The sequence below is a fragment of the Maribacter forsetii DSM 18668 genome, from assembly GCF_000744105.1.
GTDB lineage: Bacteria > Bacteroidota > Bacteroidia > Flavobacteriales > Flavobacteriaceae > Maribacter > Maribacter forsetii.
Genome location: NZ_JQLH01000001.1, coordinates 454,447 through 472,183 on the forward strand (window position 1 = coordinate 454,447; position 17,737 = coordinate 472,183).

Consider the following 17,737-nt stretch of genomic DNA (forward strand, 5'->3'; position numbering starts at 1 on the left):
TAAAACTAAGTACTTTTTGGATATTAAAAGGATAGAAATCAGTGGTTTATTTATTTTTTCGAATCAGCAAGAAGATACTAATGATGATAAATAGAGCACCTACGGCATACCAAACGTAGGATAATCCATTTTTAGGTTGTATAATTTCAACGATTTCCAATTGCTGATTTGCGTCAATACTGGTTAATACCTGAGTATTTCCACCCGTCCAATTCACAATGACAGAATCTACCTTTTTATTGGCTCCTAAGCCAAAGTGTGCAATGACAGAATTTTGTGATAAATGGCTGGATCCACCACCATCTATTTCTCTAATCGTTCTTTTACCATTAGTAACTATGGTAACGCGAGAGCCAATACCATTAGCTTCTGAAGCAACACCATTCAATGCTACTTTTAACCAATTGCCGTTGGCAATGTCATTTCTAAATAGACGGGTAGTTGATGCTATTGGGTAATTTAAAATTGGTTGTTGGTTTACGACCAACAAGTCCATATCGCCATCATTATCCATGTCAAAAATGACAGAACCTCTACCAATACCGTAATCGTTAATAGCTAGTTCCCTGCCTTTTTCAGTGTACGTGTTGTCATTGTTCTCAAAAAAGAAATTACCCATAGGCGTGCAATTGGGGTTTAAATCTCCATTGGCAACAAACAAATCTAAATCTTCATCATGGTCAAAATCAGCAAAATTTGCCCCCCAACTAATTGCTAAGTTGTAAGTACCTAACTCTTTGGCTTTGTCTACAAATGGGTTACCAGTACCTTGGTTTTCCATTAGCATATTGAACTTGATGTTGGTAATATAATAATCCATCCACCCATCACCGTTATAGTCACCCACCGCAGCGCCCATGGCGTTGATTTTTAAATCCATTTCGGTTTGTTCGCTGACGTCTTCAAAATGGTCATCAGGATATTCATTTTGGTATAGAAAATTTGGTACTGCTTTATAGCCAAAATCTTGATTTACCAATAAATCTTGGTCTTGGTCATTATCATAATCAGTGAATACACCACCAAAACCAAAACCTTTATGACCTAAACCATATTCATCATATACATTTTCAAAACTTTTACCACCTTCGTTTTTTAGTAAATAACTTCTTGCGGTTTGGTTGGCACTTACTATCGTAGCATCTTTTATAATACCTAGTTTACCTGTAAATTCTTGAAAATAATTACCAACAAACAAATCAGGGTAGCCATCTGCATCAATATCGCCAAAGCTTGGACCTGTGCTGAAGGAATTTAAATCTTCTAATCCGTATTCATTGGTAACATCTTTAAATGTGGAGTCTCCATTATTTAAGAACAATAGATTTTTTGCTCTTGGTATAACACTTTTACCATCGGTGGTAGTAATGGTGGTGATGAACAGGTCCCTGTATCCATCTTTATTGATATCTGCACTAACCACACCTTGGGTAACATAGTCATTGGTGACTTCCAGACCAGAACCTTTAAAAACATCCTTAAATGTTCCGTTTCCATTGTTAAGGTATAATCGGTCAGATTTTATACCACTTGTTATATAAAGGTCTTCAAATCCGTCATTATTAAAATCAAATACGGTAACTCCGCCACCAAAAGTACCTTCGTAGACTTCATATTGGTGTTCTAAGCCGGCATCTTCGGTAACATCAACAAATGTTTGTTGAGCATTGCTAAACCATCCGCAGAAAAAAAGCAGTTGGCTTATGATTTTTATAAATGATGCTATATTATTATTCATTTGTATTCTTCCATTCTAGAGCGTAAACATTTTTGGCTATTTCTACCCCTTTTTCCAATCCTACTTCATTATCTAATTGCGTGTGAATTCCGCCATAAAACCTAGAATCTGCCGTTTCTTGTGCAGCATCCCAAAAAGTGTCGAATGACCTTACTACAAAGTCTGTTTCCTTTAATTCATCGCGTTCCCTGCCTTCGTGGGCTCTGTCAGTAAACGTAAATTCTTTTCCAAAGTTATGTTCTAAGACCGTTGCAGCAGCAGCTGCTTGTATAGCGTGCCCAGATGGAAAAGAGGGAAATGGAGGATCAGGCCAAAAAGATTCCCATTCCTCATCTATATATTTAGGTACAAACGTATTTGGACGCTCGGTAAAGAATTGATATTTCCATTTCCAGCAGTTAACAAAGGCATCTGAAACGGCCATACCTACTTGCGCATAGACCTGTGCAGTTTCAATAAGGGAGATGTCATGGCCTTCTACAGCTAGGGTAGCAAAATAGTAGGAGTGACCTGGTGGTGTAAAACTTACATCTGGGTCATCTCCCCACCAAATAGCAGCTTCCTTTTCTAATTGGGTCAATTCTAAATCTTTGAGATAAACGTCTTCAAATTGTTTGTAATATGGAGAACCGGGAGTGGTATCATACGGTATCATTTTCGGGTCTTCTAACTCTTTATTTGTAGAAGCAAAAGTTCTGTTTTCACCCCAATGAGGGTGCAAAGGGTGGTGACTGAAAGATTGTGCGAACAAGGGAGGTTTCCATGCACCCGGTCTATCTGGGTGTACCATTTCTTTGTCAAAATTATTCAAATAACCTCTATGCCCACCATCTGTTTTAGACCACTCGAAAATAGCATGTGCAACAGATTTGCCAAATTCTACGGAACGAGATACGGTTTCTTCATCTAAACCATCTTGAAATTGAATGAAAATCACTTGTTCAAGGGAATCAATTTTTTGAATATTTTCTTCGGATGTTTGAACGTAGATATTCTTTAGAATTTCTGACTGCCCAGCATTTAATGCCAGTACCCAATTATACTTTTTTGTACCGTCAACGGTAGGAAGATTTTCTAATTCTGGTAACTGACCGTTCATGGTTTTGTATTCTGTGAAGCCTGGTACTACAGATTCATACATGGTAAGACCGGTATACCCAAAAGCCCTAGATGCGAAAGTGGGGGAGTTTGACGGTGTGTATCTAGTAATGAACAAGGTCATATTAGCCCATTCTAGTGCTACGTCTTTATCGCTCATCTTTGGTTGTTCTTTTTGAGAACATGCGTTAAATAGCAAGTAGAAAAGCGATAAAATGATTGTGAAATATATTGGTTTTTTAATAATGGTCATGGTTTAATTAAAAGCTATTTTAAAAGTTTATAGGTTTCGGTTGTTGTACCGTAACTAGTAAGAATAAGTTTGTCATTTATTAATAAGGCATGGGTGTTACTTCCTTTAATGGATAAGCCGGATTTGGTTTGCGGTAAATAATTGAAGTTTCCATCTCCGACTCCTAGTAATACCGTTCCATAATTGGCATCAAACTTTCCAATTCTTAATTTATAAAAGTCATTGTTGCCCAATAGTAATATATCTTCCTTTCCATCATTATTAAAGTCTGATGTTATAATCTCGGAAACCGGTGCATATTGAGCTTGTATCGGTAACGGAACATTTTTATACTTTTTACTTGTTGTACTCAACAGTATAGTGGTTTCTTGGCGGTTTGCGGTTAATTTTTCAGCCTTTTCTAAATCATCTTTACTGAATATGTCATTTATCGTTGCACTAGCATACTTTTCATAACTATTAAACTGTTGCCGCTTACCTGAAAGTTGACCTAAAAGTTCATCTCTGGTGACGTACGGGTAGCTAACGCCATCCATATAAAAATTTAAAATTGGGTCTATAGAACCGTTATGGTCAAAATCTGAATAGTACAATTCTGCAGGGGTGTCGTTACCTAATTTAAACTGAGTATTTGTACCTATGTTACCTGCTATAATATCCGGCTTATTGTCATTATTCAGATCAGCTACCTGAAGACTGGTCCATAATCCTGATAATGGTTCATTTAAAAATTGATCTGTGGCATTGGTTAATTTTCCATTTTTATTCAGGTAGATACTCATAGGCATCCATTCGCCAACCACAATAAGATCCTCTTGTTGATCACCGTCTATATCTACCCAAACTGCATCTGTAACCATCCCAGGATATTTTAAGGAGGTTTGCACCTTATCGGTATAATCCACGAAATTACCTTTACCATCATTCATAAGAATATAGCTTTGTGGAATTTCTGGAAAACGCCCTGGGTTAGTATATCCGCCTACAAAAACATCTAAAAACGTATCGTTATTTATATCAGAAAAAGTTATCGAACCTGTGCTCATCAGCATTTTTGGTAGAGCAGTATCATATTTTTTGAAATCTCCTTTTCCATTACCTAGATATAATCGGTCTTGTAACAAGGGGTCGTTAGCGGCAAGGTTATGATAGCCGCCACTAGCAATATAAATATCCAAATTACCGTCATTGTTGGCATCAAGCAGTGCAATGTCAGTATCAAAATATTGTTGGTCCAGTTCGAAGTCTGTGTTTGATTTTTGATGGAATCCTTTAGATGCATTTTGAATAAAGACCGATGTAGCTTGACCAATTCCACCACCAATGATTATATCTTCTAGTCCGTCATTATTAATATCGCCCTTAGCTATTGGCGGACCGTCATGCGATAATTGTTTAAGTAAAAGGGATTGCCTTTTAAAGTCATTTACTTGAGATGATCGATGTAGAAAATCAATAACACTTTCATCTTTAGAGAACAGTACCTCTGGTTTGTCTTTCAACAGGGCTGTTTTTTTAGCATTGCTTTCCTCTAACACTATTAACTGATTGGAGGGTACATCTCTTAAAGTTTCAGTTTTACCAGAATTCCAAAGTACTACCAATGAATCTATGGTGTTGATGTCATCAAGTCCAAAATGTAAAATAGATGAAACCGTAGAGAGATAACCTTGCGTTGGCATTTGCTCCACTACTTGCATTTTTCCATTACTAAAAACACTTACTTTTGATCCTATGCCTTGTGTGTTTTTGTTAGCTCCTTTTAGCTGAATATTGATTTGGTTGCTTGTATCTTTTCCAGTATCATTTCTGTAAATAAATGCTGGTTTATTGATATTGTTGACCACTAAGTCCAAATCACCATCATTATCTAGATCAACATAAATGGATCCATTACTATTTGCTGGATGGTCAATACCTGCTTGGGTTGTATTATCAGTGAAATTTATGCCGTCTTTATTACTGTAGTAGAAGTTGGTAAGGTTTGAGGCGGGCATTTCTTTTATCAATTCCAAAACATCTTGGCGTTGCAACCTTCCTTTAGACTGTACGTAACTATCCATATAGTTTATGAAGTCTAAATTGGTGTAATCCCTGAAATATCCGTTAGAAATAAATAGATCTTTAAATCCGTCATTATCAAAATCCGCAAATAGGGGAGCCCAGCTCCAATCTGTATTTGATATACCTGATAATTGACCAATTTCACTGAAAGTATTATCACCATTATTTAATTGTAGCATGTTGCGCATGTACTGATGGTGAAAACCGCTTCTTATATTTAAATCGAACTTTTCATAATTATCAGGAGATAATAATAGTTTTTGGCGTTTGTTATCTTTTGGTAACATGTCTAAGGTGAAGATATCTTGTAGCCCATCATTATTAATATCGGCTACATTGTTGCCCATAGAGAAGTGGCTTGTATGCCCCATTTGGCTGCCAAGTTGGTCTGTGAATGTGCCATTTTTATTATTGATATATAAATAATCTGGGACCGTATAGTCATTAGAAATATAGAAATCTTGCCACCCATCATTATTAATATCACTAATGCCAATACCTAAACCATAGGTGAGTGCAGAACCACTGATACCTGCTTTTTCAGTTACATCAATAAAGGTGTTATTCTTTTGCTCAAAGAGACGAGTACCTTGCAAAGGGTCGTCTTTTTTTAAAAATTCTTTTGTGCTTACTTCATTTAAAACAGGTAATGATTTTGGATTATGATTTAGTAGAAGCATGTCTAAATCGCCATCTTTATCATAATCAAAAAAATACCCTTGGTTACTAAATGCGGCACTTGCTAAGCCATATTCTTCGGCTTGTTCTTTAAAAATAGGAATGTTGTTGGTGTCATTACCCTGATTTATAAATAGTTGATTTTTACGTTTTACATCTGGTAATGCTCCTGAATAGCATAGATATAAATCTAGTTTGCCATCGCCGTTTACATCTGCGGAAGTAATACCAGTTTTCCATGGTCCTGGTCTACCGGCGACTTTAGAAATTGCTGTTATATCTTTAAAAGTAAAATCACCTTCATTTAAATAGAATTTATTTTCACCCATATTAGAAGTGAAGTATAAATCTTGTAATCCGTCATTATTGAAATCTCCTGTTGCTACTCCGCCACCATTATATAAGTATTCGTAAACCAATACGTTGGCATTTAATCCCTCTTTTAAAGTATTTTGAAAAGCTATGTTTGTTTTATTTTCAGATAAAAGAGTAAAAAGAGAAGGCTCCTCAATCGTGTTAATTGTAGTAGGTGCTTTGTCCTTTTTTGGTTTCTCAGTACAGCTTTGTTGTAGTAGGAATACAATGAGAATAAAGAAGATTGGATTTTTTGTCATTTGTTTAAAAGTAAAAGATCTATTCCAAAAAGGAATAGATCTTTAATTTAACTCAATTTAAACTAAACTAATAACCTGGATTTTGAATCAATAGGTTATTTCTGTTGATTTCATCTCTACTAATAGGCATGAAATACATTTTGTCATCCCACGTTCTGGTTTCATTATCATTATTATCAACAACTGTATAGGTGTAATCATACACTGTTGGGTCATATTGATATGGAGATCTTGGAGTAGCGCCCGCCTTTAGCGTTGCACTAACTTTCATTACTTTAATACCTCTGCCAAGTGTTTGATCTGCAATCATCCATCTTCTTGCATCATGGTATCTATGCTCTTCATAAGCTAATTCAACTCTTCTTTCATTGATGTAATCTTCTAAAAGTTCAGTGCCAGAAGATTCTAGTGCTGGCATACCTGCTCTAAATCGAATTTTGTTCAACCAGTTTCTAGCTTCACCTTCATCACCTAAGGCGATAGAAGCTTCTACGTAGTTTAATACGATTTCGGTATATCTAATAAATGGCCATGGTACTACTTGTGCACTAGATTGATTATCTACCAATGATGGGTCTGAATCTATAAATTTACGAACATAATAACCTGTTCTACTTCCGTTCCAGTTTTCAATTGGCGAGTCTCTCATATCCACACCTGCAATAATACCACCGCTACCATTTGCATATGTTCCCGTTTGTATTTCATCGTAAGGGTCAATAGCAGCCACATCGTCTGGTCTTGGTTTCCAATCGGCCCCATCATAAAGAATGGTGGCAGCCAGCCTTGGGTCTCTATTTTCATAAGGGGCAGCAGCATGTTCAGGATTGCTCCAATCAAAATCAGAGCCGTCCATCATTTGATAGTCATCTACCAATTGTTGAATAGGTGTGTTTCCTGCCCAGTTGTGGTATCCATTTGGACCGTTGTTGATCCCTTGGTGAATACCGCCTAAAGGCCAGTTGCTTTCTTGAGTAAATAATGGAGAGTGTGTTCTTTCAAATATAAGTTCTGATCTAGCAGCGGCATCGCCAACAGCACTACCACCTCCCATAGCAATGGAGATATAGTTTTGTTTAGCATCTTCTGCAGAAGCAGGCTCTGTTAAATCTAACTTGTAACCAGATGTTGCATCTAATACAGCTTTGGCAGCGGTCTTGGCAGCGCTCCATCTTGCGTCTCTGTCCCCAGAGGTATAGGCAACTAATTCTAGATTTGAATAACCACCTAATACAGATGAATTAGCGCTGGCAGTAGGTCCGTCGCGTAAATCACTTGCCGCATAGGTAAGTATTCTAGATTTTAATCCCATTGCACTTAACATAGAAGCTCTACCAGGAGTAACTTCTTTGCCGTCTAGCAATGAGATGGCCGTATCTAAATCATTGGTTACGAATGTTACGTTTTCGGCATAAGTGCCTCTAGCAATGGTATAATCATCGTCTAAACCATAAGGTGTGTCAATTAATGGAGCGCCACCATAGTAACGCATAAGTTGATGGTAGTAATAGGCTCTTAAAAAAAGAGATTCACCAAGCAACCTATCCTTTAATGATTGATCATCGAATGTTGAGTTAGGTAATTCTTGTATGGCTATATTCGCTTTACGAATAGCTGAATATAACTCGTTCCATTGTGGAATGATATTTACATTTCCCGTACCTGACGGTGAAAGTGAACCTTCTGTAATTACATTTACTCCTCTACCGGAGTGTGTAAACATTGCTTCGTCCGTTAATGAAGCCAAGCCTTCTTCTTCAAACCCTCCATAGCCAAGAGATCCGTAGACATTAAATACAAAAGCTTGTGCTAACGCTCCATCTGCCCAAGTAGCATCTGCTGAAATGGAATCCAATGGTTGCGTTTCTAAGAAATCTTCATTACACGAAATAGGTACTAGCGCTAGCGCTAGCATACCTAAGAGTACTAATTTTCCTTTTTTCATGATTTTTTTTTAAAATGTTAAACTAAAGCCTGTGTTAATAATAGACTGCTGTGGATAAAACTGTCCATCATTACTAGTAGATTCAGGATCATATATATCTTGAGCCGCCCATGTAGCCAAGTTTAGACCACTCATATATACTTTAAATTTAGATAAGCCAAATTGCTCAATCATTTCTGAAGGGAAGTTATATGCCAATTGAACATTTTTAAGCCTTAAGTAATCTTTGCTAAAAAGATTGTAGGTATTGTTTCCATAATCACCACCAGTGTAATAAGTGTCCCCACGACTTGCAAGTCTTGGGTGTACACTACTTGGGTTATCTGGACTCCACCTGTTATCGTAACTATATTTTAAGAAGTTACCAATATCCCCAGATTCTGTTTGGATGAACAATTTAGCGCCTGTTGCACCTTGTAATAATACAGAAAGATCAAAGTTCTTGTAAGATGCATTGAATGTAACACCAAAGTTGAAATTAGGGTTAATGCTGTTTTTTAATCTTACTTGATCTAAATCGTTAATTATACCATCACCATTGACATCTTTAAACTTCATGTCACCAGGTTCTAATGTTGGTTTAACTGCACTATAATCTAATGGATCAGCGTCTATAGCAGCTTGGTCAATAAAAACACCATCAGACTCATATACTAAGTATGATCCAATTGGTTTTCCTTCTTGTAATTGGTATTCTGGAGCACCGGGAATTTCATCTAGAAATTCCACGCTGTTTTGCGCATAGCCACCGTTAACACCAACATCCCATTTAAAGCCATCTACATTTCCACCAAAATAGTTTAATGCAAATTCAAAACCTTCATTATTTACTTTACCTGCGTTAACAGGAGGTAGAAGCGTAGAAATACCAGAAGAACCTGGTGTAGAACCTGTTTTTTGAATAAGGATTTGATCACGTTTGTTCAAGAAGTATTCTAAAGTAAAACTTAGTTTTCCATTAAGCACAATACCATCTAAACCAATGTTATAGTTCTTAGCACGCTCCCAAGTAAAACTAGGGTTAGCCAAAAGATTTTCGAATAATGTAGTCTGTACTTGTCCGTTAATAGGATACTGACCAAATTCATAAATAGATTGGTATGCATATTCCTGTAATTCATCATCGGTGATTTCGCCATCACCATTTGTGTCAAAAGAAACTTGGTCATTACCCATTTCTCCGTAAGAACCTCTAAGTTTTAAGTAGCTAATAGAATCTACATTAAACCAGTCTTCATTATTAATATTCCAACCTAGTAATAAACCTGGGAAGAATCCGAAACGGTCGTTTCCTGGGAAGATATAAGAACCATCATACCTCCAAATAAATTCAGCTAAATACTTTTCTTTATAGTTGTACTGGGCACGACCATAATAACCTAAACGTGTTCTGTTGTAACCAAAACCATCGGTTTCTTGTGCAATTTCGCCACCAACTCCTAGTTGGTCAACTGCTGTAGAAAGATAGTTTCTTCTAAAAGCTGAGAAAAATTCACCTTGAAAATTTTCACGGGTTACACCGGCTAATAAATTTATAGTGTGATCATCACCTATTTTTTTATCATAATTCAGTAAGCCGGTAAGGTTCGTATTTAAAACATTGTTAGATGATTGTAATAATCTTGCATCCGTAAAATTAGAACGGATAGATCCGCTTAGCTCTGGAACACCTGTAGCAATATAATTTGCACGGTCTAAAGAATAAAGTGTCCAAGGTGTTTGCCATAATTTTCTACGTAGTTGACTTTGATCTACACCGGCCAATAAGGTCATTTTTAAACCTTCTATCCATGGATTTGTAATGTCTACAGAACCAGTAAACTGCAAGTAGTCGGTTGGTTGTTTGTCATAACCTGTAGCATTGGTAGTAACTACTACTGGTTGTTGTCCGTTTTCAATATCAGGTCCTGGTAAACCATTTGGCCATATTGCTGGTTCGTTAGGTCTACCTCTCATTAACATTCTAAAAATAGCACCGGCACCTTCTGTTGGGAAGGTTCTATCTTCTTTTCTGTAGCCCATACTTAACTTGGATGAAAGATAATCGTTGATTCTAGCATCGGTATTGATTCTAAAATTATACTGTTGGTATCTGTTAGCCGAATTCTTATAGATAGCTCCTTGATCTGCATAACCAACAGATGCATAGTATTTTAAATCTTCGCTACCACCACTGATGGAAAGATTGTGTCTTTGCTGTTCTGCCCAATCTTGAAAAGTAGCACCGAACCAATCTGTATTTGGGTATAACCAAGGATCTGCATTTGTTCTATGGTTATTTATAGTTTCAGGACTGAATGCTGCATTTACAGTTTCTGCAGGACTGCTGCCTGGTATAGTATAGCTACCAGATGTTTGAAAAGCCGAATTTGCTGCTCCCCATTGAGAAGATGGAATATTACTATTGTAAATAGCCAATTCGTTCATTATAGTTTGGTACTCTACGGCACTTGCCATTTCTGGAGTTCTTGTTGGTCTTGTAATACCGAAATCTGCTTTGTAATTGATTTGCATTTTACCGGCTTTACCAGATTTTGTGGTAACGATTATAGCACCATTTGCTGCTCTAGCTCCATAAATTGCCGCAGAGGCATCTTTTAAAACGGAAATATTGGCAATGTCATCCGCATTAATACGACCTATACCACCATCTCTATCTGGAATACCGTCAATTACAATTAAGGGTTGATTGTTACCCAAGGTGTTAGTACCACGAATACTAATGTTAGATTCATCGTTACCAGGCTCTCCACTGGTCTGTACAATGACAACCCCAGGTAATCTACCGGCCAGTGAGTTAGAAACACTTATAGCTGGTGAACTTTCAAGAACAGGACCTTGTACTGCGGTTACCGCACCGGTAACGGTTGCTTTTTTCTGAGTTCCGTAACCAACGACAACAACTTCGTCTAGGTTGGCAACGTCTTCTTCTAAAGAAACATTAACGGTACTCTGATTGTTAACAGGAATAACTACTGCTTTAAAGCCAATATAGCTAAATCTTAAACTGGTACTGCCATCATCTACGGTAATTGTAAAATTACCGTCAAAATCTGCTTGTACTCCCGTTGTAGGGTTGTTTGCATCAATGACTGATACACCCGGTAACGGCATGTTATCTGAAGCTGATGTAACAGTTCCAGAAACGGTTGTCTGTGCGTGGAGACTCATAAAGAGAAACCCACTGAAAAATAAAATCATCGTTAAGCTCGCATGATTTCGAATCATGGAAAACTTAGGAAAGTTTTTTTGATAATTCATAAAGTTAGTTCTTACAGTTGTTAGTTATTAAGTTGACACACGTATCAAAATCTCTTTAGGAAGCTTTTGAGATAAAAAGACTATGATACACTATGCTACTGCAAACAAATATATAAATAAATGTTAATTTAATAAATTTTGTTATGTTATTTTTTGAATTTGTTATTTAGATCTTAAAATATTATCGAATTACTAACTAAATCGAATAATTAAGAATAAAGCTCAAAACTCGTAAATGCCTGTATTTCCTGATAATTTCAACTGATTTTCAAATTTTGAATACATTATGTCGTTATTATTTTAATTTGTTTTTTGAGGATAATAATTGTTTTGATTACTGTTAATTTCAAAATTTCCTTTTCATTTTTATGCCGCTGTTATTTGCATTTAAAAATCTTAGATTTTAAAATCTTCTTTTAAATTGTATATTGACCGTTGCAAATTTTATCTATAATTTATGCCGGTTATTAGTAATATTTTAAACTTAACCCACAATAATAACCTTACAAAACATGAGCAATTGGTTCAAGGGGTTATTGAAACCATTGAAGATGGTAATTTAGCTGTAGGTGATCAATTACCCTCTATAAACGTTATGGTTGAAGAGATTGGTTACGCTAGAAAAACCATATTTAAAGCTTACGAAGAACTCAAAAATAGAGGCTTAATTGAGTCCCGACAATTAAAGGGATATTTTGTAATAAGTCAGGCTACGAATATTACCAAAAGAATGGCCTTGTTACTGTTCGCTTTTCAGAGTTATCAAGAAGAATTTTACAAGACATTCAGAAAAGAAATGGGTAAACGATTTCAGATAGATGTTTTTTTTCATCATAATAATTCTACTGTTTTCGAAACCATTATGACCAATATCAATGGTAAATATGGCATGTATGTAATTGCCCCGATTCAAAATCAAAAGATTACTCGGTTATTGCAACATATTGAGCCTAAAAAATTGTTACTGGTAGATCGCTACTTGAATTTAGGGAAGGCATTTTCTTACATCTCCCAAGAATTTGAAAATGTAATCTATAGGTCACTGGTACAATTGCTTCCTGAAATAAAAAAATATACTAAACTTGTTCTTTACTTTAATGAAGAGAACGATTTTTCACCTATTTCCATTAAAAATGCATTTGAAAGATTTTTAAAAGATTACTCGGTAAACGGTGAGGTAAAAAATCATTACGCTATAGGATCTGCAGCTAAGGGAAATCTTTATTTTGCTTTAGGGGATACTATATTATGGCATATTTTACGGGATGCGGTGCGTAAAAAGTTAACCATAGGAGAAGACATCGGTATTCTATCTCAAAATGACAATGTATCTAAAGAAATCGTTTTTGGTGGTATTACGACCATCTCTACTGATTTTAATGAAATGGCAAAGTTGGCGGCACGGCATATAAAAAATGAAAGTACAACTCAGATTATCATGCCATCGAAATTAATTAAAAGAGCTTCTTTATAGTATTTTTCATGTCTTTTAAATGTATAGGTGATTGCTTCTAATAATACAGACGATTAATTGGTAAGAGAATTGTTTCATCTAGTGGCAAAAGCATCTTATTTCAATCTTATTTGTTCTATTTTTGAAAAAAATTGCTAGTAATGCACACTATTGAAGAATATAGAGATGAGTTTATTGCGTATTTAGACTCAAAGAAAATTACAAAGGAACCTAGAAACCTTTATGAGCCCATTACCTATATTCTTGGTTTAGGTGGTAAGCGCTTAAGACCTGTTTTGGTATTAATGACCGCTGAAATTTTTAAGGGAGATTTTAAAAATGCTTTAGATGCTGCGGTAGCAATTGAAGTGTTTCATAATTTTTCTTTGGTTCATGATGATATTATGGATGATGCCCCTGTTCGAAGAGGGCAAACTACCGTTCATGAAAAATGGGATGTAAATACGGGTATTCTGTCTGGTGATGCCATGCTGATTATGGCATATCAACTTTTTGAAAATTATGAGCCCAATGTGTTTCGTGACTTGGCTAAGCTTTTTAGTAAAACGGCATTAGAGGTTTGCGAGGGTCAGCAGTATGACGTGGATTTTGAAACTCGTGATGATGTGATGTTGCCTGAGTATCTTAAAATGATCGAATATAAAACAGCGGTTCTTGTGGCTGCTGCGTTAAAAATGGGGGCTATTGTTGCAGGTGCTTCTGAAACTGCACAAGAACAAATGTATAATTTTGGATTAAACCTTGGTATTGCCTTTCAATTGCAAGATGATTATTTAGATGTTTTTGGTGATCCTGAAACGTTTGGTAAACAGGTTGGTGGTGATATTATTGAGAATAAGAAGACATATCTTTACTTAAAAGCGCTTAACTCTGGTTCTGAAATGATGACAAAAGAACTAGAGCATTTATATTCTATTCAACCAAAGGAAGCAGATGCTAAAGTAAAAGCCGTACGTTCAATTTTTGAAAAAACCGAGGCGGATAAAGCTACTAAAGTTGCCATTTCTGATTATACTGCAAAAGCTTTTGAAGTACTTGATGAAATGGATGTAGCGGAAGAAAAGAAAACTTTACTTAGAGAATTCGGTGAAAACCTTATGAACAGAACTGTTTAGAAAATCCTTCTAAATAAAGCTTTTATAAATGGAGCTTTGGGGCAGGAATTGATGTAAACGATATCTTCTTTTAAACTGGTTTTTTCATCTAGAAATTTAAATACCATCTGTGGCTTTAAAGATTTGAAAATGGACTCAAAAATCGTATGTCCATTTGCATTGTCATTGTGTAGAACATCTAAAAAAAGCAAATCATAAAACCAAAATTTCCCTTTTAGTTTTAGCTTTTGAAGTGATTTATCTTGCTTTATGAGCGCTACCAGTTTAGGTATTTTCTTAGCCGTACTCATTAAAGTATACCCTGTACTAGGTTTTGCCCATCCGCCTGCGGTACCTATGTAGCTAACCCTATTGGTGTGGTGTTCCTTGAAGTCATAGGCAGTCATGGGTATGCTACCGACTTCTGTTTCTATTATCTCATAGGCATCACATTTAAATCGCTCTGCTATATATTTCTTTAATGCTTCGTCGTATTCTTTTTTTGGTAATAACTGCTCTGAAAACAAGGTGTATTCTATCAACGCAGTGTTTTCAGAATAGGGGAGTACATACATAAAACGCGTATTCCCTTTTTGGGGGATGGAAAAATCCATGTATGTGACTTCATTACTATTAAAAACCGGTTTATCGATTTTAATGACCCAACCCACAAAATGCTGTTGTAATACGGGGTATTTATTTTGCTCAGTTGCCATTTTATAATCAAAAAGACTATTAAAGATGTACTTACCAGAATAAGTATTGCTGGTCGTCTGTACGGTAACTTTAGAATGCGTTTCTTTTAAATCTACTAAAGCCTCTTGAATAAAGGTAATGTTCGATGATTCTTTTATTCTACCTAAATAGTGATCGTAAAAATCAATACTCCTTATCATTTTGTAGGAGTACGGATTTATATCTGTTCTTCTAATAATATCTTCTCCTTGAAAGTGAATTGAATTCCATTTTTTGTGGACTATAGCTTCAAACTGACCGTCACCTTCTTCCCAAAAGCACCATGTTCTATCATTGACGTCTTTTGCATCTTTGTCAAGTAAAAGTATTTTTTTTTGATCAAAAAACGAATCGTTCAGCATAGCATCTGCAAGAAGCAAACCAGATGCACCCGCGCCAATAATGATATAATCGTATTCGTTCATATTTTTTAAACAATACCCAGACTGCTGTATTGCTGAGGTGTTCAAAAATACGAAATAGCAATTGTCTTTTGCGCTTAATTCAAGGTATAACGCACTCCAAAAAATGATCGTATGCCTTGGTTTGGCCCATATACATAGGAAGGGTCAAAAGTCAGCGCATTTGGATTATTTGGTGTAGCAACGGCATTACCGTTATCATCAAATGTAACTTCTTTATCAAATGGATCGTTTGCACGGGCGATTATGAACGGATTTCCTCTATTAGGAGTCCAGTCTAATAGGTTTTTAACCCCGCCGTAGAATTCAAGATTTTCTATTCCATCATAAGATAATTGTATGTTTTGAATACTCCATGCCGGTGAAAAATCGCTTCTTGGGTCACTATCGCCTAGGGTAGGTAATCGCATGGGACCGTATAAATTACCGGTGTAATCAACTGTTAGATCCCAAGTGCGAATATCATAGCTAATGCTCCAGTTTGCAGAATAACTTTCTGTAAGTATCTGTCTTTCTTTTACTCCGTCTTCAGTATTGCTCACATCTTGTAAAGTACCGCCTATCATTAGTTTTAATCCGTTGTAGAAAGCTACATCTAGATTGGCACTTATTCCTTTTGAAATTGAAGTGCCATTTAAATTATCATATATAATCTGATTAGGATTGGTGTCATAATCCGGGATAATTACATTCTGGAAATTGGTGTAGAAAATAGAGGCATCCAAGCCAACGAATGTGCCGTTATCACCGTATATTTTCTTCAAATAATTCAGGTTAACGTTAAACGAACGCTCCGGTTTTAGTTCTTCCGCAATAATAACATCTCTTGATCCCGTTAAAGCTGCATGATCTTCGGTAAAAAGATTTACTACCCTAAAACCTGTGCCGGCATTTAGGCGAATAATATCATTATCGGTAAACTTAAACCTGTACGCTGCCCTAGGGGTAAATATGTTTCCATGGCGACTGTCATAATCATATCTACCTCCTAGAAGTAATGAATGTTTTTTGTTGAACGCTATTTCATCTTGTATGAATAAACTGGGTATTACAACTTCATCTGGTTCGTTACCTTCAGCGCTTAACGTAGCAGGTGTGCTATCATCATAATAGTTGTAGCGTAAAGCAGTTCCGGCTAAAAGGCTATGTTTACCAACGGTTTTATCCCAGGTTAGTTGGGTAAAACCTATACGCTGATCAGCTAGGTAGGGAACATCACCGTAAACGGAATTTTGTTTGTGGTCGTTATATGAAAAAGAAAGCATCATATTTTCTTCTACCGGTAATTGGTATTTACCTAAAAGTTCCCATCTACGAGTGTATATACTTTCTCCATAAATTTCATCTCCTCCTCTAAATTCTGGAGTCCATTGCATTTCTCCTCCCCATCTGTCTTCATAGAAAAAACGTCCTGCCAAGGAAAATATTCGGGAGTTTTTTCTGGTGAAATTCCATTTCTGAAAAACAGAAATACGGTCTTGTAGTGTTAGGTCTGTAAAATTATCACCATTATTATCAATAGGGTTATCATACCTAAAATAGTTAGCTCCTAATAGCACATTTGCTTTTTTGCCTACGTTGAATTTTGTGCCTACATCAAGATTAAATTCACCCCAATCGGTCACAAAACTATCAGCGAAAAAATTAGGAGCTGTCAAGTTATTTTTAGTGATTATATTTATAAGACCACCAACGGCTTCACTACCATAGAGTGTAGAAGCAGGCCCTTTTACTACCTCAATCTGTTCAATAAGGGAATTGGGTATACCAGATAATCCGTACACGGTTCCCAAACCACTTACAATGGGCATGCCGTCAATAAGCACCAATGTATATGGACCTTCTAATCCGTTAATATGAATATCTCCCGTATTACACACATTACAGTTGATCTGCGGTCTTACTCCGTTTACGTTTTGTAAGGCTTCAAAAATACTCGCCGTTGGATTTTTTTTGAAAAACGTAGGTTTATAGACTTCTACCGGCACCGGACTCTCTAACCTACTAACAGGCTTCAAAGTTCCGGTAACGACCATTTCATCTAAAGATTCTGTAGAGGGTGATAAGTTGATGTTCAAATTTTTATCCTCACCTTCAGAAATCGTCAATGTTTTGTAAAATTTTTCAAAACCGATGTTAGAAGCAATAAGGGTATGTTTTCCCAACGGGACATTCTTTAAAGAATAATTGCCGTTTTCATCTGAAGCAACACCGATTTGTGTGCCTTTTAGGTAAATATTTACATAAGCTTCTGGAACCCCATTCGAAGAGATTGTTCCAGATATGGTCGAATTTTGCGCGTTAATAATCCCGAAAGACAAAATAGAGCAGGCAAAAAATATTATTTTAATCATCTAAATT

At 36.1% G+C, this 17,737-nt stretch carries 9 protein-coding genes; 2 read left to right on the forward strand and 7 right to left on the reverse strand.

The features are described 5' to 3' along the window. Positions 1-46: 46 nt before the first annotated feature. The 5 genes from P177_RS01980 to P177_RS02000 all read right to left on the reverse strand — a co-directional run bounded on the left by P177_RS01980 (position 47) and on the right by P177_RS02000 (position 11,561). Positions 47-1,738, reverse strand: coding sequence for a CRTAC1 family protein (locus P177_RS01980; protein WP_084684596.1), 1,692 nt, complete (start codon positions 1,736-1,738; stop codon positions 47-49). After that, positions 1,731-2,996, reverse strand: a complete 1,266-nt coding sequence (locus tag P177_RS01985) for a phosphatase PAP2 family protein (RefSeq protein WP_157486420.1) — start codon at positions 2,994-2,996, stop codon at positions 1,731-1,733. The genes P177_RS01980 and P177_RS01985 overlap by 8 nt, the downstream gene beginning before the upstream one ends. Before the next feature lie 107 nt (positions 2,997-3,103). Beyond that, positions 3,104-6,445 (reverse strand): VCBS repeat-containing protein, encoded by a 3,342-nt coding sequence (locus tag P177_RS01990; protein WP_036151312.1) that lies wholly within the window; start codon positions 6,443-6,445, stop codon positions 3,104-3,106. Between the two features lie 67 nt (positions 6,446-6,512). Beyond that, entirely contained in the window at positions 6,513-8,390 is a 1,878-nt protein-coding gene (locus P177_RS01995; protein WP_036151317.1) for a RagB/SusD family nutrient uptake outer membrane protein, read from the reverse strand. A 9-nt stretch (positions 8,391-8,399) separates the two neighbouring features. Then, entirely contained in the window at positions 8,400-11,561 is a 3,162-nt protein-coding gene (locus tag P177_RS02000; protein WP_245232991.1) for a SusC/RagA family TonB-linked outer membrane protein, read from the reverse strand. Between the two features lie 547 nt (positions 11,562-12,108). Between P177_RS02000 and P177_RS02005 the strand changes: the two genes are divergently transcribed. Continuing rightward, positions 12,109-13,125, forward strand: coding sequence for a GntR family transcriptional regulator (locus tag P177_RS02005; protein ID WP_036151321.1), 1,017 nt, complete (start codon positions 12,109-12,111; stop codon positions 13,123-13,125). Between the two features lie 140 nt (positions 13,126-13,265). After that, on the forward strand, positions 13,266-14,240 hold the full coding sequence (locus P177_RS02010; protein WP_036151323.1) for a polyprenyl synthetase family protein: 975 nt from the start codon (positions 13,266-13,268) through the stop codon (positions 14,238-14,240). Here P177_RS02010 and P177_RS02015 read toward each other — a convergent pair. Beyond that, positions 14,237-15,379 (reverse strand): lycopene cyclase family protein, encoded by a 1,143-nt coding sequence (locus P177_RS02015; RefSeq protein ID WP_036151325.1) that lies wholly within the window; start codon positions 15,377-15,379, stop codon positions 14,237-14,239. The two genes, P177_RS02010 and P177_RS02015, sit on opposite strands and share 4 nt — an antisense overlap. Before the next feature lie 74 nt (positions 15,380-15,453). Beyond that, the gene (locus P177_RS02020) at positions 15,454-17,730 is read right to left on the reverse strand and encodes a TonB-dependent receptor (RefSeq protein WP_036151326.1); all 2,277 of its coding nucleotides are present in this window, start codon (positions 17,728-17,730) and stop codon (positions 15,454-15,456) included. Positions 17,731-17,737: the final 7 nt, after the last annotated feature.

What these genes read in the sequence shown, in the direction of transcription:
- P177_RS01980 (WP_084684596.1), bottom strand. Translation starts at nt 1,738, where the DNA reads ATGAATAATAATATAGCATCATTTATAAAAATCATAAGCCAACTGCTT.
- P177_RS01985 (WP_157486420.1), bottom strand. Translation starts at nt 2,996, where the DNA reads ATGAGCGATAAAGACGTAGCACTAGAATGGGCTAATATGACCTTGTTC.
- P177_RS01990 (WP_036151312.1), bottom strand. Translation starts at nt 6,445, where the DNA reads ATGACAAAAAATCCAATCTTCTTTATTCTCATTGTATTCCTACTACAA.
- P177_RS01995 (WP_036151317.1), bottom strand. Translation starts at nt 8,390, where the DNA reads ATGAAAAAAGGAAAATTAGTACTCTTAGGTATGCTAGCGCTAGCGCTA.
- P177_RS02000 (WP_245232991.1), bottom strand. Translation starts at nt 11,561, where the DNA reads ATGAGTCTCCACGCACAGACAACCGTTTCTGGAACTGTTACATCAGCT.
- P177_RS02005 (WP_036151321.1), top strand. Translation starts at nt 12,109, where the DNA reads ATGCCGGTTATTAGTAATATTTTAAACTTAACCCACAATAATAACCTT.
- P177_RS02010 (WP_036151323.1), top strand. Translation starts at nt 13,266, where the DNA reads ATGCACACTATTGAAGAATATAGAGATGAGTTTATTGCGTATTTAGAC.
- P177_RS02015 (WP_036151325.1), bottom strand. Translation starts at nt 15,379, where the DNA reads ATGAACGAATACGATTATATCATTATTGGCGCGGGTGCATCTGGTTTG.
- P177_RS02020 (WP_036151326.1), bottom strand. Translation starts at nt 17,730, where the DNA reads ATGATTAAAATAATATTTTTTGCCTGCTCTATTTTGTCTTTCGGGATT.